The organism is Janthinobacterium sp. SUN176 (assembly GCF_030587335.1).
GTDB lineage: Bacteria > Pseudomonadota > Gammaproteobacteria > Burkholderiales > Burkholderiaceae_D > Janthinobacterium > Janthinobacterium kumbetense.
Map to the genome: position 1 here is coordinate 98,063 of NZ_JAPWIA010000007.1, position 18,159 is coordinate 116,221.

Here is an 18,159-nt window from a genome sequence, read left to right on the forward strand (position 1 = left end):
GGGCGTTCAGGAGTCTCGCGAGGAGCGGTCATGGAAATCGAATTGAAATTGTTGCTGGCGCAGCAAGATGTAGCGCGCCTGCGCGCGCACCCGTTGCTGGCGCAACAGGCGCAAGGAGAGGTGCAGTTGCTGCAGATGCACGATATCTATGTCGATACGCCCGATTTGCAGCTGTGCCGCCACCAGGCGGGCTTGCGCGTGCGCCAGGTGGACGGGCGCTGGGTGCAGACCCTGAAGGCCGGTGGCAGCGTCAACAGCGGCTTGCACAGCCGCCACGAATGGGAGGGCGAAGTTTCCGGTCCGCAACCGGACCTCGCCGCGCTGGACTCGGCCATCGGCCGCAAGCAGCCCATCCGCGCGCTGCTGCGCCAGGACGCCGTCCGCGACGCCTTGCAGCCCGTGTTTACCACGCGCATGGAGCGCACCGTATGGCAGCTGCGCACGCCGCAGGGCGACGAGATCGAATGCGTGCTGGACCAGGGTGTCATCGAAAGCGGCGCGGATGGGGCGAATGGCGCCGTCCGCAGCGTGCCCGTCAGCGAGATCGAACTGGAATTGAAGCAGGGGCAAGCGGCCAGCCTGTTCGACGTGGCGCTGGCCCTGCTGCAGGACGTGCCGCTGCAGCTGGGCCACATGAGCAAGGCGGAACGTGGCTACCGCCTCGCGGCGTCACAGCCTCTGCAGGCGGTCAAGGCGCAGCCCCTGGCGCTGGACGCGGCGATGTCGGTGGAGCAAGTGTTCCTGGCCATCGCTGGCAATTGCCTGGAGCAGGTCAGCGGCAACCAGGATGGCGTGGCGGCGGGCGAGGATGTGGAAAGCGTGCACCAGATGCGCGTGGGCCTGCGCCGTCTGCGCTCGGCGCTGGGCATGTTCAAGTCCTTGCTGGCGCTGCCCGAGGCCTTGAAGGCCGAACTCGACTGGCTGGGCGGCGCGCTGGGCGAGGCGCGCGACTGGGATGTGTTGGCTGGCAATACCCTGGCGCAGCTCGATGGCGAGGCGCAGGCGGATGCGGCGGCGCTGGCAGAGGCGGCGCACGCGCAGGCGCGCCTCAAGCATGCACAAGCGGCCCAGGCCGTTACATCGGCGCGCTACACGGCTTGCATGCTGGGCTTGCAGCGCTGGCTGCAGGCGCGCGCCTGGCGCGACAGTTGCTCCGCGCGCCAGGTGCGGCGCCTGGATGCGCACGTCCCGCCGTTTGCCCGCGCCACCCTGCGCAAGGACCAGCGCCGCCTGGTGAAGCGCGGCAAGCGCCTGCTGCATGCCACGCCGCTGCAGCGCCACCGGGTGCGCATCGCGGCCAAGAAGACGCGCTATGCGACGGAATTTTTTGCCTCGCTGTTTGCCGCGCGCGCCGTGCAACCGTATGTGGGGCGGCTGTCGGTGCTGCAGGATGAACTGGGCTGGCTCAACGATGTGCAGGTGGCGGACCGGCTGTTGCAGCAATTGCCCGATGTTCAGACTGGCCAGGCTGACCAGTCCGCCCAGGACGGGTTGCGGCAGCACGCGGCCTTCGTGCGCGGCTACCTGGCGGCGCGCGCGCAGGCGCAGGGCAGCGATGGCCGCATGCACAAGGCCTGGCGGCGCTTCAAGGCGGCCCGTTTGCCGGCCTGAGGCGGTTTGCCTGAGCCTGGCTTTGCCGGGGCGCAGTGCCTGGCCAGGCTAGGCCAGCGGGCGTTGCAACTGGCGCTCGAGGATGGCCAGCGGCGACTTGTCGGGGGCGGCCATGGCGCGCACGGGCAGCAGCCAGGTTTGCTCCAGCGCATGCTGTCCCCGCAGGGCCGCGTGCGATACGGCGTCGCTGAAGATGATCCACGTCTGGCCCGGCGCGAAGGCATGCGTGTGCTGTTCCACCTGCGCCTGGTAGGCCAGGTCGGCCTTCATGGCGTCGTGCAGCTGCAGCATGTAGTGATCGTAGGCTGTGCGCCGCGACTTGGTGACGTGCAGCCACTGCAGCAGGGCCGCCAGCACGGGTTGCGGACGCTGCGCGACGGGTAAAAAATGCTGCGCCACCTGCTCGAAGGGCGGGCCCAGTTTCCACACGCGGGGCGCGTCGCGCGGATGGATGTTGGTGAAGACGCGCAGGATGCGCCGGCCCTGCGTGGGCGAGGAGGGGAAACTGTCGATATGCAGGCGCGTATCGTCCTTGCGCCAGGACGTTACCCTGCCGGCGATTTCCACGGGGCGAAAGCTGCCCTTGCCTTGCTGCAGATGCGCCTGGTAGCTGGGCAGCAGGCCGGCCAGCAGGCTGCGCGTGTGCCGCGCATAACGCTGCATCAGCGCCGCCAGCAGGGCCGCATCGCAGGCGTCACCCTGGCCGCGCACGCCGCGTACCGGTTCCCAGCTGATGTTCTTGGCGCCGCTGGCGTTACCCGCCGCGCCGTTCAGCAGCCCATGCTCTTCCGGGTGCAGCGAGAATCCCAGGCGGGGCAGCAGCAGTACTTGCCCGTCTTCGAGGGCTTGCAGCGCCGCCGCCTGCTGCGTGGCGCTGCCGCTGGCGTCCCATTGATCCAGGGAAATATCGATGAGTTTGCTCATGGCATAAACGGAAAGACCTCCGAGTGGCCAGTATGGGTGATTACCGCCCGCTCGCGTTTGCGCTGGCGCAGCTTCAGCTCACAGTTTGCTGTTCTGGCAGCCGGCGCTCACGCATTCGCGCACGCGGTCCTGCAGGAATTTCGCGCGTTCGATGGTGGTCTGGGTGGCGCAATCGAGGTTCACATAGAAGCCCGACGATTCGCGTTTCGAGCAATTCTGGTTGCGTGCGCTGATCCACGCCAGCTGGCCCGTTTTCAGCTTTTGCTTGCCGCCGGCATCGAGCTGGGAGCTCAGTTTCTTGTAGTTGGCGTTGAGTTCCTTGTCCGCTTCCTGGTACACCTTGTTGAGGCAATACAGGCCGTCGAAGTCGTTGCGGGGCGTGTCGCAGGCCGAGTTGGCGAAGGCGGAAGCGGAGGCGCAGAGCAGCAGGGCGAGCAGGCATTTTTTCATGGAGTGCTTTCAGGAAGTGGTGTGGCGGGATAGGCGAGCCAGGCAGCGCTCTTGCGTATCGTATAACATTTTTCATCGAGGCCGCAGACGCTTGCCCGTCCGCCGGCGCCGTGCCGTCAATAGGCCAGGCGGCCCGGCACGCTCACTTCGATCTGCGTGCCGGCGCCGGGGCGGCTGTCGATGCGCAGGCTGGCATCGATGGCGGCGGCGCGCTCGCGCATGCCGACCAGGCCCCAGTGGCCGGGCCGCTGGCCCGTTTGCGCCACGGCGTCATCGAGGCCGCAGCCGTCGTCGCGCACGCGCAGGGTGAAGGCCTGCTCCGCATAGTCGAGTTCCAGCACGATGTTTGCCGCTTCGGCATAGCGCGAGGCGTTGAACAGCGCTTCGCGCGCGATGGCGTAGATTTCGTCATGCACGCGCGGCTGCAGGCGCCGGCAGATGCCGCTGACATGCACCGTGAAGGCGTGCGCGCGGTGTTCGGCCAGGCCTTTGCCGAATTGCTGCAGCGCCAGCCGCAGTTCGTCGGGTTCGGCCGAGGCGCGCAAGTCCATGATCTGGTCGCGGCCTTCGATCAGCAACTGGTCGGCCAGGTTGAGCGTGCCATCGAGGCGCGCCCGTTCGCGCGTACCCTTGGGCAGCATGTCCGCATGCGCATGGAACGACAGGATCAGGCCCTGCACGCTTTGCAGCAGGGTGTCGTGCAGCGAACGGGCGATGCGCGAGCGTTCGGCCAGGCGCTCCTGCAAGCGTTCCTGCAGCCGTTCCTGCATATTGCGCGTCAGGTGGCGGATGCGCAGCACATAGCCGCCATACAGCAGCAGCGCGGCGCCCAGCGCCAGCAGCAGCACGAACCACGGCGTTTGCACGAAGGCGGGCGCGATGACGATGTCGAGCCCTGTCCCCTGCGTGTTCCACACGCCGTCTTCGTTGGCGGCCGTGACGTCGAAGCGGTAGCTGCCGGGCGCCAGGTTGGTGTAGTACGCTTCGCGGCGACCCACCGCCTCCTGCCAGCCGGCGTCCACGCCCGCCAGCCGGTAGCGCAGGCGCACGCGTTCCGGCATCGACAGGCTAAGGGCCGTGAAGCCGATCTGCAGGTTCCGGCTGCCCTGCGGCAGGTGCAGCGGCTTGCCGTCGTCCAGCGTGTAACGCACGCCATCGGCCAGCAAGCTGTGGATCTGCACGGGCGGCGGCAGGCGATTGCGGCGGATATGCAGCGGGTCGAGCATGGCGATGGTGGCCGAGGTGGAGAACCACAGCTTGCCATCGGGCGCATGGATCAGCGACGGCACGGGGCGCAGCTGCGAGGCATGGCCCTGCAAGCCGTCGAGCGCGTCGAAGCGTTCCGAGACGACGGCGCTGCCGTCGCGCATCCACGCGGCCAGGCTGGCGGCGGCGATATGCTCGATGCCGTCCGCGCCATGCAGCCACAGGTCGCCGTCCGGCAGGCGCACGATGCCCGACACGCCGCGAAACGCCGCGCCGCGCGCGCCGCGCAGCATCTGGAAGCGTCCGGCGCGGTACAGGGCCACGCCGTTTTCGCCGCCGGCCCACATCATGTCGCCATCGCGGTACAGCTGCAGCACCGTGCCCACCTGCAGGCCCTCGGGCGCGCCGAGCCGCCTGACGGCGCCCGCGCGCTGGCCATCGGCCACCAGGCTGACTGTATTGTCGGCATGGCCCAGCCAGATGGTGCCGGCGCCATCGATCGCCATGGCCGTGGTCAGCACCGCCGGCAGGCCGGACAGGCCGCCATTGGCGATCCATTTCCCTTCGCTCAGGCGAAACAGGCCGCCGCCGGAAAACGAGGCCCACAGGGCGCCGGAGCGGTCCTGCAGCAGCGCCTGCGGGTCGAGTCCCAGCACGGGCGGCACCACGCGCGTCATGGCGCCGTTGCGCGCGCGATGCTGCAGTTCCTGTTCGTTGCCCAGCCACAGCGTGCCGTCGGGCGCCCAGTGGCTGGCCGCCAGCGCTCCTTTGAATACCACTTTTTTGACGCCGTCGGCGGTAAAGCTGCGCACGTCGCCCACATAGTCGCCGATCCACACGTCGCCATCGGGTCCCGGCAGCATGCCGGGATGGTCGAAGGGCACGGCGACGGGCAGGGTCTGCAGGCGGTTCGGCCGCAGCCGGTCCAGGCCCGTCGACGTGCCGAACCACAGATTGCCTTCGCGGTCCTGGAACGACGATTGCGGCAGCGGGCCGCTGATGCCGTTCTGGCGCGTCAGGCGCTGGGCCGGCAGGCTGGGGCCGGAAGGGGCGAACTTGCGCTCAAGGCCATCGGGCTGCATCAGCCACATGGTGCCGGCGCGGTCGAAGCGGATGCCGTTGCCCGTGGCGTCGGGACGGATGGGCGCATCGCCGTGCGGCGCGCTGGTGCGCACGCGGTAGTAATTGCTCTGGTTGTCGACGGCCCAGATGGCGCCATCTGGTGCTTCATCCATACTGGTGAGCATGGTGCGCGGCCAGGCATGGGAAAAGCGCGCCTGGCCCGGCTTGCGGAAAAACACGCCATGCATGGTGCCCATCCACTGCGTGCCATCGCGCCCGAACAGGATCTGGTACACGCGCTTGTCGGGCAGGCCCACGTTGGCGGCCTGCGCTTCGAAGCGGTCCGCGCCCGGCGCCAGGCGCGCCGCGCCATCGCGCGTGCCGACCCAGATGGCGCCGTCGGGCGCCGCCTCGATATGGAACACGGCGCCTGACGGCAAGCCGTCCGCTTCCCGGTAGGTGCGCGCGCCACCCTGGCGAAAGACGGTGACGCCGCCCAAGCGGTAGCCGACCCACACGGCGCCATCCGGCGGCGTGGCCAGGCCCAGCACATTGCTCGACGGCAGACGGTGGCCGTACACGCTGTCGACGCGGTCGAAGCGCACGCCATCGTAGCGGTACAAGCCGGTGGCCGTGGCGATCCACAGCCAGCCATCCTGGCCCTGGGCGAATTTCAGCACGTCGACGGGCGCGCCTTGCAGGGCGCCCCAGGCGTTATGCGTGTAGTCGGACAGCAGGGGCGATGGGGCTGCAGCGTATGCGTGCAGGTGCAGCGCCAGCAGGGGCAAAATCGACAGGCGGCGCAGCAGGCGAGCGGACATCGGGGCAGGGTGGGGTGGCGGGACGCTGATTGTAGCGCAGCGCCTTGCTTTTCAGCAGGCAAAAAAAAGCCTGCGCGAGTGGCGCAGGCTTCTTTTCGCCCTACGTTGACAAGAATTGCTTACGCGAAGTTCTTGGCAACGAAGTCCCAGTTGACCAGGCCCCAGAACGTTTCCACGTACTTGGCGCGCAGGTTGCGGTAGTCGATGTAGTAGGCGTGTTCCCAGACGTCGCAGGTCAGCAGCGGCTTGTCGCCGGTGGTCAGCGGGCAGCCGGCGTTCGAGGTGTTGACGATGTCGACGGAGCCGTCGGCTTTTTGCACCAGCCAGGTCCAGCCCGAACCGAAGTTGCCCACGCACGACTTGGTGAATTCTTCCTTGAACTTGTCGAACGACGACCATTTGGCGTTGATCGCGTCAGCCACGGCACCCGCAGGCGCGCCGCCGCCGGCCGGCTTCATGCCGTTCCAGTAGAAGGTGTGGTTCCATACTTGCGCTGCATTGTTGAAGATGCCGCCCGACGATTTCTTGATGATGTCTTCCAGCGACAGGTTCTCGAACTCGGTACCCTTGATCAGGTTGTTCAAGTTGGTGACATACGCCTGGTGATGCTTGGCATAGTGGTATTCCAGGGTTTCTTTCGAAATATGCGGCGCCAGAGCGTCCATTTCATACGGCAGTGGTGGCAGAGTATGTTCCATGTGATGTCCCTTTGTGGTGAATGTTCGGAGTCTTCCAGCCTGCGGCCGGAGGGTTGAGCCAAGCTTGCTTGAAGCAGGCATTCTTGCTGAACGAGCCACTATTGTAAAGCGGATGCGCCATTGCTGCAGATTCCGGCACGCGTTGCGGATGCCGTTTGCGTAGTGATTCTCGTTCAGCCTAAATCGGGCGGAAAAGTTCCCAGCCGCAAGCCTCAGCGGATGCGTCGGGTGGTTTCCCTGACGATCAGTTCCAAAGGCGGAATGGCCGCCTGCACGGCTTCGCCATTGATCAGCCCCAGCAGCGCTTCGGTGGCGATGCGGCCGATGTCGTACAGGGGCTGGTGGATGGTGGTCAGCGGCGGCGTCGTGTAGGACGAGCCGGGCAAGTCATCGAAGCCGACGAGCGAGATATCGTCGGGCACGCGGATCCCCTTGCGGTAGAGGCACAGGCGCACGCCGTAGGCGGACAGGTCGTTGGCGGCGAAGACGGCGCTGAACTGCTGCTGCGTATCGAACAAATGGTTCATGGCCAGCATCCCGCTTGCCTCGTGGAAATCACCTTCCACCATCAGCTTCGGGTCGATGGCGATGTCCGCTTCGCGCAGTGCGCGCTGGTAGCCCGTCAGGCGCTCGGCCGCATCCGTGTTGTTGGCGGGGCCGGCCACGAAGGCGATGCGGCGGTGGCCCAGTTCCACCAGGTGGCGCACGGCCAGGTAGGCGCCGTATTCGTTGTCGAGCTTGAAGCCGATGGCGCTTTTCGTGGCCAGCAGGCGGCCCGTCGAGACGATGGGCCGCTGCTGCGAGAAATCAAGCACGCTCTCGTCCGAGATGCGCCCCGACAGCAAAATGATGCCGTCAACCTTTCTTGCCAGCAGCAGGCGGATGCGATCCGCCTCTTCCTGCGCATTCCAGTGCCCGCTGACGATGACGGAGGCATAGCCCGTGTCCTTCAAGCCATCGTCCACGCCGCGCAGGCTTTCGTCGAAGAAGGGGCTGGAAATATCCTGCACCACGATGCCGATGGTCATCGAGCGGCCCTTCTTCAGCCCCTGTGCCATCTGGTTGGGCGCGAATTTCATGTGCGCGATCGCGGCTAGCACGGCGTCGCGCTTGTCGTCGGAGACCCTGGCCGTGCCATTCAGGATGCGCGAGACGGTGCTGGGCGACACGCCGGCCTGGCGGGCCACGTCGAGCAGGGTGGAAGGGGGAGCAGCGTGGGCGCTATCGTTCAAGGTGATTCCTGGGTATCAAGATGGCTGGTTGTCAGTGCTCTGAAAACCTTTTCATCGAAAGATTACCATAAATGGCCATAGCTGATAGCGCAGCGGGTCGGGCGCAGCGCGGCTTGGCCCGCAGGGCGCAAGCCGACAGATTCTGGGCCGTGCACGTCGGATGATGCCGGCGCACCTGGGCGGGCCTGCTGATAGTACATTGCTTGAAAACGTTTTCACAAAAAACAACAGCGGCCGAGACAACCCGTATTTTCGCCTCTGTCATAGGGGAACAGGCGCCGCGGCATGCCGCTTGCGACGCTTCCCTCAATAAAAATGACAACTTTTTCGGTTGACTTGATTTTCTTTGCGGTGTTAAATGGACACATGTTGTGAAAACGTTTTCAAGATAGAAGACGCTCAATAATCGGAGATGAAATAATGAAGTCAAGCATCCTTGGCGCCGCCCCGCTGGCAGCGCTGACCCTGGCCTGTGGCGTGGCCGCCGCGCCCGCAGCCGCTCCGCCGGCTGCAGCCCTGCCGACGCTGGCCCCCGCCACGATCACCGTCGCCTCGTTCCCCGACTTGGACCGCGCCGTCAAGACGGCCTTGCCCCTGTGGGAAAAACTGTATCCGCAAGTGAAGGTCAAGCTGGTCAGCCTGCAGATCGACGACCACCATAACTCGATGACGACGGCGCTGGCGGCCGGTGCGCGCCTGCCCGACGTGATGGCCATCGACTTCCGCTATGTCGGCAGCTTCGCCGAATCGAAGGGCATGGAAGACCTCTTGCAGCCGCCGTACGGGGCAGGGCAGTACCGCGCCCAGTTCGTGCCGTTCACCTTCGTGCAGGCCACCAGTTCGCGCGGCACCCTGGGCGCCATGCCGGCCGACCTGGGACCGGGCACCTTGTTCTACCGCAAGGACCTGATGGACAAGGCGGGCATCAAGGAAGCCGACCTGACGCAATCGTGGGAATCGTACATCGCCGCCGGCAAGAAGCTCAAGGCCGCCACCGGCACCTATCTGCTGGCCGGTGCCAGCGACCTGGCCGACATCGTCATCCGCGCCAATTTGAAAGATGGCGAAGGCATTTACTTTGGCGACAAGGGCCAGGTGCTGGTCGATTCGCCCCGCTTCGTCAAGGCGTTCGAGCTGGCCAAGGCGGCGCGGGTGGCCGGCATCGATGCGCGCACCGTGGCCTGGACGGGCGAGTGGGCCGAAGGCTTCAAACGTGACAAGGTGGCCAGCCAGATGATGGGTTCATGGCTCAGCGGCCACCTGGCCAAGTGGCTGGCGCCCGATTCGAAAGGCCAGTGGCGCGCGGCGAACCTGCCGGCCGGTGCGCTGGCGTCGTACGGCGGCTCCTTCTACGGCATCCCGAAAAAGGCGACGAACAAAGCCCAGGCCTGGGAATTCATCAAGTTCATGACCGTCAACAAGGATATCCAGCTGCACTCGCTGAAGGAAATCGGTGCCTTCCCGGCCCTGAAGGCAGCCTATGCGGACCCCATGATGGACGAGCCGCAGCCGTACTTCGGCGGCCAGAAGACGCGCTTGCTGGCGCGCGACACGGCGGCGAAGATCCCCGTCATCCGCGTCGACAAGTTCGACGCCGTGGCGCGCGACATCGTCAACATGGAACTGGAAAGCGTGCTGGCGCAAAACAAGGATATCAAGACGGCGCTGGCCGACGCCAAGGCCCTGATCACCCACCGCGCGCGGCGCTAGGAGCAGCATGACTACCTCCATGCCTTGTACCGAGGGCGCGCCCGCTGCCGCTGCAGCGCGGCCCGCCAGGAAACGCTTCAACATGAAGAAGTGGGCGCCGTACATTTTCATCAGCCCCTTCTTCATCCTGTTCGCCGTCTTCAGCCTGTTCCCGCTGCTGTTTTCCATCTATTTGTCGTTCAACCAGTGGGAAGCGGCCAGCGGCGTGGAAGCCATGCAGTGGGTGGGGCTGGATAACTACAAGTACGCCTTGAGCGACCCGTGGTTCTTGCGCTCGTTGGGCAATACGGTCTGGCTGGCGCTGGCTTCGGGCGTGCCGCAGCACCTGGTGGCCATTCCGCTGGCTGCCTTCATCCACAACAGCTTCAAGCGCTCGCGCAACCTCGTGATCGGCATTTACTTTTTACCGTTCATCACCTCCAGCGTGGCCATCGCCATGGTGTTCAACACCCTGTTTTCGCGCGACTATGGGCAGATCAATGTGCTGATCGGATGGTGCACCAGCCTGCCGCTGGTCGGCGGCTTGTTCCCTGCGGAGTCGATCGACTGGCTGGGCAGCTCGCTGTTCATCAAGCCGGCCGTCGCCTTCGTCATCTTCTGGCGCTACCTGGGCTGGAACCTGGTGCTGTACCTGTCCGCGCTGCAGGTGATTCCGAAGGATTTGTATGAAGCGGCCACCATCGACGGCGCCTCGAAACGCCAGCAATTCTGGTACATCACCCTGCCACAGCTGCGCCCCATGATCTACCTGGCCGTCACCTTGACCATCATGGGTAATTTGCAGCTGTTCGAGGAACCGTTCGTGCTGGTGGCCGAATCGAGCGGCGTGAGCCAGTCCGTGATGACGACGGCCATCTTCGTCTACAAGACGGCGTTTTCCTCGGGCGACTTCGGCACGGCGTCGGCCATTTCCTGGCTGCTGTTCCTCATCATCGCCAGCACCACCTGGGTCAACAACCGCATCTTCAGCCGCAATGAACGCAAGGAGGTCCGATGAAAACCACCCGCTGGACGGCCTACGCCATGGTGGCCACCGGCGCCCTGATCATGGTCGCGCCGTTCTACTTCATGTTCGTCTTCGCCACGCACACGAGCGCCGAGATCTACAGCCTGCCGCCGCCACGCTGGTTCGGCACGGCCCTGCTCAACAACCTGGAATTGCTGCAGGAGCGCCTGCCGTTCTGGCGCAATATCGGCATCAGCCTGTACGTGGCCCTGATGACCACAGCGCTGACTTTGTTCTTTTGCTCGCTGGGCGGCTATGCCTTCGCCATGTACGAATTCCGCTTCAAGCGGCCCCTGTTTACGCTGGTGATGGCGTCGATGATCATCCCGTCCTTCATGAACATGATTCCCACCTTCATGCTGATGGATTTCCTCGGATGGCTGGACCAGCCGCGCGCCCTGTACGTGCCGGGAGCGGCCGGCGCGCTGGGGATTTTCCTCATGCGCCAGTACATCGGCACGGCGATTCCGAAGGATTTGATCGAGGCGGCGCGCATCGACGGCTGCGGTGAATTCGCCATCTACTGGCGGGTCGTGCTGCCGCTGATCGGCCCCGCCATGGGCACCCTGGGCCTGATCACCTTCATCAACTCGTGGAACAATTTCATCACGCCGCTGGTCGTCATGCGTTCGGTCGAGAACTACACGATCCCGCTGGCCCTGCGCAGCATGCAGGCGCCGAACAACACGGAGTGGGGCGCGCTGATGACGGGCGCCGCCATTGCCGTGCTGCCGCTGCTGCTGATGTTCTTTGTCGCCTCGAAGCGCCTGATCGAGGGCCTCACGCAAGGCGCCGTCAAAGGCTAGCACTCTCTTTAATCCACTCACACTGACATGACCACCATGCATAACGACGACATTGATATCAACTTTCCCGCCACTTTCACCTGGGGCGTGGCCACCAGCGCCTACCAGATCGAGGGCGCCGCCACCATCGATGGCCGCGGCCCATCCATCTGGGATACCTTCAGCCACACGGATGGCAAGATCATCGACGGCAGCAATGGCGACGTGGCCTGCGACCACTATCACCGCTATGCCGAGGACGTGGAGCTGATCGCCAACCTGGGCGTGAACGCCTACCGCTTTTCCATGTCCTGGTCGCGCGTGCAGCCCACGGGTTCCGGCGCCTGGAACGAGGCCGGCTTTGCCTTCTATGCGCGCCTGCTCGACGCCCTGGCCGCCAAGGGCCTCGACGCTCACCTGACCCTGTACCACTGGGACTTGCCGCAAGCCTTGCAGGACGAGGGCGGCTGGCTCAATCGCGCCACCTGCTACCACTTCGCCGCCTATGCGGCCGAGGTGGCGCGCCGCTTCGGCCACAAGGTCGCCAGCATCGCCACCCACAACGAACCGTGGTGCACGGCCGTGCTGGGCCACGGCACGGGCCAGTTTGCGCCCGGCATGGCCGATCCGGCCGCCGCCGTGCAGGTGTCGCACCATCTGCTGCTGTCGCACGGCCTGGCCATGCAGACCATGCGCACGGTGAATGCACCGGCCAAGCTGGGCATCGTGCTCAATCAGTGGACGGCCACGCCGGCCACCGACAGCGCCCAGGACCGCGAGCTGGCCGAACTCGAATATGCGCGCTCGGTGCAGTGGTATATGGACGCCATCTTCAAGGGCCGCTATCCGGCCCTGGCCCTGAAACACGCCGACGCTTCCGCTTTATCCATCTTTGAAAACGATTTCATAGATATCAAGCAGCCCATCGATTTCCTCGGCGTGAACTATTACACGCGCGCCTTCATGAGCGCCGAGACGCCGCCGCGCAAGCCCGAATGCAAGCTTGGCGTCAACGACATGGGCTGGGAAACCTATCCGCAAGGCTTGACGGAGCTGCTGGTCGGCCTGCACCGCGAATACCGTCTGCCGCCGATCTACATCACGGAAAACGGCATGGCCGTCGCCGACAAGCCCGTCGGCGGCAAGATCCACGATGAGGCGCGCATCGAATACGTGCAGCTGCACTTGGACGCCTTGCGCGCCGTGATCGCGCAGGGCATCGATGTGCGCGGCTATTTCTACTGGAGTTTGATGGACAACTTCGAGTGGAATTCGGGCTACGCCAAGCGTTTCGGCATGTTGTACGTCGATTACGCCACGCAGCAGCGCAGCTTCAAGGACAGCGCCCTGTGGTACCGCGACTTCATCGCCGCCCAGCGCGCCGCGCATGCCGATGCGGCCGTCCTGGCCGGGGAGCACTGACATGGCCGCCATCTCCCTGCGCGGCATCCGCAAGACCTACGGCGACGGCCCGGAAATCGTCAAGGGCCTGGACCTCGATATCCATGACGGCGAATTCATGGTCTTCGTCGGACCGTCCGGCTGCGGCAAGTCGACCCTGTTGCGCATGATCGCGGGACTGGAAGACATCAGCGCGGGCCAGCTGCGCATCGGCGACTTGCTGGCCAACGACGTGGCGCCGGCAGAGCGGGGCATCGCCATGGTCTTCCAGAGCTACGCCCTGTATCCGCACATGACGGCGCGCGACAACATGGGTTTTGCCCTGAAACTGGCGGGCAAGCCGGAAGCCGCGGTGCGCGCGGCCGTCGGCAAGGTGGCCGAGATTTTGCAGATCACGCACTTGCTCGACCGCAAACCCAAGGCCTTGTCCGGCGGCGAGCGCCAGCGCGTGGCCATCGGCCGCTCCATCGTGCGCCAGCCCAAGGTGTTCCTGTTCGACGAGCCGTTGTCCAATCTCGACGCCTCGCTGCGCGTGCAGACGCGCATCGAGCTGGCCAAGCTGCACCAGGAACTGGGCACCACCATGATCTACGTCACGCACGACCAGGTCGAAGCCATGACCCTCGGTGACCGCGTGGCGGTCTTCCACGGCGGCCACCTGGAGCAGGTGGGCGCGCCGCTGGACCTGTACCGTCAGCCGGCCAGCCAGTTCGTCGCCGGCTTCATCGGCGCCCTGCGCATGAACTTCTTGCCGTGCGCCGCCGTCCCGGCGCTGGCCAGCCAGCTCGGCGGCGAGGCGGGCATGCTGGTCGGCATACGCCCCGAACACCTGCGCCTGGTGCCGCGCAATGAAGGCTACGGCGCCACGGTCACCCTGATCGAGCAGCTGGGCGATGCGCAAATCATCCACGCCACGCTGGACGCCAGCCCCCATGCGGTGGCCATCAAGCTGCACGGCGAGGCGCGCCACGCGCTGGCGCAGGGCAGCACCATCGGCTTCGCGCCGGAAGAAGGCCATGCCTTTCTATTCGACACGGCCGGGCGCGCCGTGGCTACCCATTGACCCCGCACGGAGGCGACATGACTTCAGATTGACACCCAAAAAATGTGCAGCAGTAGCCAAAGAGCTATGTGATCATCATTCAACCAGCGGTACAGGAGACAACAACAATGCAACAGCTCAAACGCAATACCATCGCCCTCAGCCTGGCGCATGCGACCTTCGCCCAGTTCATCTTGCTGGGCAGCGGCGCCGCTATGGCCCAGGAAGCGGCCAGCACCGCGGCAGCCACCGATGCGGCAAAACCGGCCGCCGAGCAGATGGACCGCATCGTCGTCACGGCCACGCGCCGCAATACATTCGTGCAGGAGACGCCGCTGGCCGTCACCGCCTTCAACCAGGACACCCTGCAAAACAATCAAGTGAAGGACCTGGCGTCGCTGGCCACCATGGTGCCCAGTCTCGTCGTCGAGCAGCATGGCGATTCCGGCGGCGTGCACGTCTACATGCGCGGCGTCGGCTCGGCCAACCACACGGAGCTGGGCGACCCGGCCGTCGCCTTCTATGTCGACGGCGTGTATTCGCCGCGTCCGCAGGGCGCCACGGCGCTGATGTATGACTTGAGCCACGTGGAGGTGGCGCGCGGACCGCAGGGCACCCTGAACGGCCGCAATTCGACGGCCGGCGCCGTCAATCTCGTGTCGGCTGCGCCGAGCACGGCCAAGTTCATGGGCTCGGCCGGCATCACCGTGGGCGACAAGCGCCATCTGCAGACGCAGGGCATGATCAATATCCCGTTTTCCGACGACGTGGCGCTGCGCATCGCCGCCATCAAGGATAGCCATGACGGCACGGTGGACTTCCGCCGCGGCTCGAACGTCATGCCGGGCACGGCCAAGTATGGCGCCGGCGACCAGATGGGCGTGCGCGCCTCCCTGCTGTGGAAGTTCACGCCGCAGTTGCGCGGCACGTTCATCGCCGATTACTTCCTCGACCAGGGCGCCGGCAACGTCTACCTGGCGGCCGAGCCGAAAGCGGGAGAGAAGCTGCGCTCCGCCCTGATCGACACGCCGGGCACCCTGGACCAGTCGATCCTGACCTACAAGGGCAAGCTCAATTACAAGCCGACCGATGCGCTCGACTTCACTTACCTGGGCAGCTGGAGCCGCTACAAGCGCCAGAACAGCAACGATTCCGATGCGGGACTGTTCCCCGGCTTCAAGTCGGAAAACCGTACCGACTGGGCGCAGTTCGACAGCTATTCGCACGAGCTGCAGGCGCGCTCGGACGACGATGCGCCGTTCCAGTGGGTGGCGGGCCTGTTCCTGTTCAATGAAAAGAACAAGGTGCGCTTCGATATCGACCGCAGCCAGATTTCGCAGGCGGCCGTGCAGCAGGATATCGCCAACGGCGCCGTGATTTTCGTGCAGCCCACCGTGGGCCAGTATGCCTCGGCCATGTCCTTCATCCAGGGCGACCGCCAGTTGAAGTCAAAAGCCGTGTTCGGCCAGGTCAGCCAGCAAGTGACGGACCAGATCAAGCTGACGGCCGGTGCGCGTTACACGAAGGACCATAAATTCGACATCGGCGGCAAGAACTGGGCTTGCCCGAATTGGCCCGCGAATACGCCGCTGGGCACCACCGTGCTCACCGCCGACCAGCTGCGCCAGCTGGTCACGCCCGGCACGGGCCTGGCCAACACGCACAATATCGGCCCCGGCGGCGCCATCACGGCCGCCAGCTGCGGCAATACGCCGGGCGACAACACGGCGGACCTGAAGTATGGCCAGGCCACCTGGCTGGGCCGCATCGAGTACAAGCTGCGCCCGGACATTTTGCTGTTCGGCTCCGTGACGACGGGCTTCCACTCGCCGGCCATCGGCGACGGCGGCGCCACCACCAAGCCGGAAAAGCTGACCAGCTATGAAATCGGCTTCAAGTCGGACTTGCTGAACCGCGAACTTACCCTGAACCTCGATGCCTTCCTGATGAAGTACAAGGACAAGCTCGAGTCGCAGGTGGTCAACAGCGTGCTGGCCAACTTCAATGCGGCCGGCGCCACCGTCAAGGGCCTGGAAGCGGAATGGGTCTGGCGGCCAACAAAGGTCGACCGCCTGACGGGCAACGCCACCTGGCTGAAGGCCGTGTATGACGACTTCATGTCGTGCGACGTCGATGCGGCGCGCGCGAATGGCCAGTCCTGCGGTTCGACGGCGCCATTGGTGAGCGTGGGCGGCAGCACCATGAAGCATGCGCCGAAGTTTTCCACGACCGTCCAGTACGAGCATGATTTCAATGTCGCCGGCGGCCAGCTCACGCCGCGCGCCTCGGTGCACTACGAAACCATGTCGTATGTCGGTGCGGGCGCGTTCAACGGCGACGTGCCGGGCCATGCCGGCGTCAAGCGCCAGGAAGCGTATACGACGCTGGATCTGAGTCTGCGCTTCCAGCCGGCGAACAAGGCTTATACGGTGGAAGCGTTCGTGCAGAATGCCACCGACAAGGCCGTCAAGCTGGACGTCAATGAAATCTGCACGGACGTGGGCATGCCATGCCAGCCCACGCAGCAGATCTACGGCGCCTTCTACAACGCGCCGCGCACCTTTGGCGCGCGCGTGTCGATGAAGTTCTGATGGCGTAGGGGGAAAGAGCAGTCGCAGTAGCAGTCCACTCAGTAGGGAAGGTGTTGGGCCGGGGTTCTTCCCCGGCTTTTTTTATTCCAGGGTCGCCTGCACGCTGGCGATGCCGATCTGCGCGCTGCCTTCGGCCAGGCGCACGCTGACGTTCTGGCGTGCCTGCAGCTGCGCCGGCGAGCGCACGATCGCCCCTTTTTCATCGCGCAGGATGGCGTAGCCCCGTTCCAGGGTGCGCTGGGGATTGAGCAGTTCCAGCTGCGCCGCCAGGCCGTCGAGGCGGTGGCGCCGCTGCGTCAGTTGCTGCGCCATGGCCGCGCCGCCGCGCCGCTGCATTTCCACCAGGCGCGCGCGCGGCGCCGCGACGTCGGGCCGCAAGGCCGCCCAGCGCGCACGCAGGCGTTCCAGTGCGTACTGCGACTGGTTCACGGGCGCGCGCGCCGCATGCGTCATGGCCGTCGACAGGGCCAGCAGCTGCAAACGCTGCTGCCGCAGCTGCGCCTTCGGGTTGAGCAGGCGGCGGCTGTGGCGGTCCAGGGTCTGCGCCGCATCGTCGAGGCTGCGGCGCATGGCGCGGCGCAGGTCCGCCGCATCGGCGCGCAGGGACGCCATCCAGTCGGCGCGCGGCGTGGCCGCCAGTTCGGCCGCCGCCGTCGGCGTGGCCGCGCGCAGGTCGGCCGCGAAGTCGGCGATGGTGAAATCCGTCTCGTGGCCCACGCCGCTGATCACGGGCATGGAGCAATAGGCGATCGCGTATGCCACGGCTTCATCGTTGAACGACCACAGATCCTCGATGCTGCCGCCGCCGCGGCATACCAGCAGCACGTCGCACTCGGCCCTGGTTGATGCCGTGCGGATGGCGTGCGCGATCTTTTCCGGCGCCTGCTGGCCCTGCACTGGCGTGGGGTAGAGGATGATGTTGACGTGCGGCGCGCGGCGCTTGAGCGCGATCAAGACGTCGCGCAGGGCGGCCGCCTGCGGGCTGGTGACGATGCCGATGCTGCGCGCGAACATGGGAATGGCGCGCTTGCGCTCCTGGTCGAACAGCCCTTGCGCGGCCAGCTTTTCCTTCAGGCGCTGGAACGCTTCATACAGGGCGCCCACGCCGGCGCGGCGGATGGCTTCCACGTTGATCTGGTAATCGCCGCGCGCGCCGTACAGGGTGACGAGGGCGCGCACTTCGACCTTGTCGCCTTCGCGCGGCGTGAAGCCGGCAAACTGGGCGCGGCCGCGGAACATCACGGCGCGCACCTGGGCGCCATCGTCCTTCAGGGTGAAATACCAGTGGCCGGAAGCGGCGCGCGTGAAGTTGGAAATCTCGCCGGCGATCCAGGTCAGGGGAAACGAGCGCTCGAGCAGGCGCGCGACGGCCTGGTTCAGGGCGCTGACGGTCAGCACGGGCGGGGCGGCAAAGCCGCTGTCAGTCGGGGTGTCGGTCATCATCAAGCTGGGGGAGGTGAGGGAACTGTCCACATATTATCGGCGAGGTCATGCTTATGTCATATATCGTGCAAAACAACAAGTTCTATTTCTAAGTATTTGATTTCATGATGAATTCCCATATGCCTGATTTGCGTGCACAGGGAAAAAAACCTTTAATATCAAGCACATCAGTATAGC

At 65.3% G+C, this 18,159-nt stretch carries 13 protein-coding genes; 7 read left to right on the forward strand and 6 right to left on the reverse strand.

Going from position 1 to position 18,159, the window contains the following annotated elements:
- Nucleotides 1-30: 30 nt before the first annotated feature.
- On the forward strand, nt 31-1,611 hold the full coding sequence (locus tag O3299_RS27060; RefSeq protein WP_305063608.1) for a CYTH and CHAD domain-containing protein: 1,581 nt from the start codon (nt 31-33) through the stop codon (nt 1,609-1,611).
- A gap of 48 nt (nt 1,612-1,659) precedes the next feature.
- On the opposite strand, the gene O3299_RS27065 is transcribed toward O3299_RS27060, so the two are convergent.
- The 5 genes from O3299_RS27065 to O3299_RS27085 all read right to left on the reverse strand — a co-directional run bounded on the left by O3299_RS27065 (nt 1,660) and on the right by O3299_RS27085 (nt 8,004).
- Entirely contained in the window at nt 1,660-2,535 is an 876-nt protein-coding gene (locus tag O3299_RS27065) for a Kdo hydroxylase family protein (RefSeq protein ID WP_305054450.1), read from the reverse strand.
- Between the two features lie 78 nt (nt 2,536-2,613).
- On the reverse strand, nt 2,614-2,985 hold the full coding sequence (locus tag O3299_RS27070; RefSeq protein WP_305063609.1) for a lysozyme inhibitor LprI family protein: 372 nt from the start codon (nt 2,983-2,985) through the stop codon (nt 2,614-2,616).
- 116 nt (nt 2,986-3,101) lie between these two features.
- Nucleotides 3,102-6,074, reverse strand: coding sequence for a sensor histidine kinase (locus O3299_RS27075; protein WP_305063610.1), 2,973 nt, complete (start codon nt 6,072-6,074; stop codon nt 3,102-3,104).
- Between the two features lie 119 nt (nt 6,075-6,193).
- A complete protein-coding gene (locus tag O3299_RS27080; RefSeq protein WP_099665109.1) occupies nt 6,194-6,772 on the reverse strand; it encodes a superoxide dismutase in 579 nt (192 codons plus the stop codon).
- 212 nt (nt 6,773-6,984) lie between these two features.
- Complete coding sequence (locus tag O3299_RS27085) at nt 6,985-8,004, reverse strand: LacI family DNA-binding transcriptional regulator (protein WP_034751748.1); 1,020 nt, start codon at nt 8,002-8,004, stop codon at nt 6,985-6,987.
- A 420-nt stretch (nt 8,005-8,424) separates the two neighbouring features.
- Here O3299_RS27085 and O3299_RS27090 point away from each other — a divergent pair, with 420 nt between their 5' ends.
- From O3299_RS27090 to O3299_RS27115, 6 genes are all read left to right on the forward strand, one after another.
- Nucleotides 8,425-9,714 (forward strand): extracellular solute-binding protein, encoded by a 1,290-nt coding sequence (locus tag O3299_RS27090; RefSeq protein ID WP_305063611.1) that lies wholly within the window; start codon nt 8,425-8,427, stop codon nt 9,712-9,714.
- Nucleotides 9,715-9,721: 7 nt separating this feature from the next.
- Nucleotides 9,722-10,711, forward strand: coding sequence for a carbohydrate ABC transporter permease (locus tag O3299_RS27095; RefSeq protein ID WP_305063612.1), 990 nt, complete (start codon nt 9,722-9,724; stop codon nt 10,709-10,711).
- Nucleotides 10,708-11,526, forward strand: a complete 819-nt coding sequence (locus O3299_RS27100; protein ID WP_305054455.1) for a carbohydrate ABC transporter permease — start codon at nt 10,708-10,710, stop codon at nt 11,524-11,526. The genes O3299_RS27095 and O3299_RS27100 overlap by 4 nt, the downstream gene beginning before the upstream one ends.
- A 27-nt stretch (nt 11,527-11,553) precedes the next feature.
- Nucleotides 11,554-12,927, forward strand: coding sequence for a GH1 family beta-glucosidase (locus O3299_RS27105; protein ID WP_305063613.1), 1,374 nt, complete (start codon nt 11,554-11,556; stop codon nt 12,925-12,927).
- Nucleotide 12,928: 1 nt separating this feature from the next.
- Nucleotides 12,929-13,969, forward strand: coding sequence for an ABC transporter ATP-binding protein (locus tag O3299_RS27110; RefSeq protein ID WP_305063614.1), 1,041 nt, complete (start codon nt 12,929-12,931; stop codon nt 13,967-13,969).
- Nucleotides 13,970-14,076: 107 nt separating this feature from the next.
- A complete protein-coding gene (locus O3299_RS27115) occupies nt 14,077-16,539 on the forward strand; it encodes a TonB-dependent receptor (protein WP_251349989.1) in 2,463 nt (820 codons plus the stop codon).
- A gap of 81 nt (nt 16,540-16,620) precedes the next feature.
- Here O3299_RS27115 and xseA read toward each other — a convergent pair whose 3' ends face one another.
- Complete coding sequence (xseA, locus tag O3299_RS27120; RefSeq protein ID WP_305063653.1) at nt 16,621-17,982, reverse strand: exodeoxyribonuclease VII large subunit; 1,362 nt, start codon at nt 17,980-17,982, stop codon at nt 16,621-16,623.
- Nucleotides 17,983-18,159 lie beyond the last annotated feature (177 nt).

Coding starts and splice junctions, on each gene's coding strand:
- O3299_RS27060 (WP_305063608.1), top strand. CDS start 31: ATGGAAATCGAATTGAAATTGTTGCTGGCGCAGCAAGATGTAGCGCGC.
- O3299_RS27115 (WP_251349989.1), top strand. CDS start 14,077: ATGCAACAGCTCAAACGCAATACCATCGCCCTCAGCCTGGCGCATGCG.
- O3299_RS27105 (WP_305063613.1), top strand. CDS start 11,554: ATGACCACCATGCATAACGACGACATTGATATCAACTTTCCCGCCACT.
- O3299_RS27100 (WP_305054455.1), top strand. CDS start 10,708: ATGAAAACCACCCGCTGGACGGCCTACGCCATGGTGGCCACCGGCGCC.
- O3299_RS27090 (WP_305063611.1), top strand. CDS start 8,425: ATGAAGTCAAGCATCCTTGGCGCCGCCCCGCTGGCAGCGCTGACCCTG.
- O3299_RS27070 (WP_305063609.1), bottom strand. CDS start 2,985: ATGAAAAAATGCCTGCTCGCCCTGCTGCTCTGCGCCTCCGCTTCCGCC.
- O3299_RS27080 (WP_099665109.1), bottom strand. CDS start 6,772: ATGGAACATACTCTGCCACCACTGCCGTATGAAATGGACGCTCTGGCG.
- xseA (WP_305063653.1), bottom strand. CDS start 17,982: ATGATGACCGACACCCCGACTGACAGCGGCTTTGCCGCCCCGCCCGTG.
- O3299_RS27110 (WP_305063614.1), top strand. CDS start 12,929: ATGGCCGCCATCTCCCTGCGCGGCATCCGCAAGACCTACGGCGACGGC.
- O3299_RS27065 (WP_305054450.1), bottom strand. CDS start 2,535: ATGAGCAAACTCATCGATATTTCCCTGGATCAATGGGACGCCAGCGGC.
- O3299_RS27095 (WP_305063612.1), top strand. CDS start 9,722: ATGACTACCTCCATGCCTTGTACCGAGGGCGCGCCCGCTGCCGCTGCA.
- O3299_RS27075 (WP_305063610.1), bottom strand. CDS start 6,074: ATGTCCGCTCGCCTGCTGCGCCGCCTGTCGATTTTGCCCCTGCTGGCG.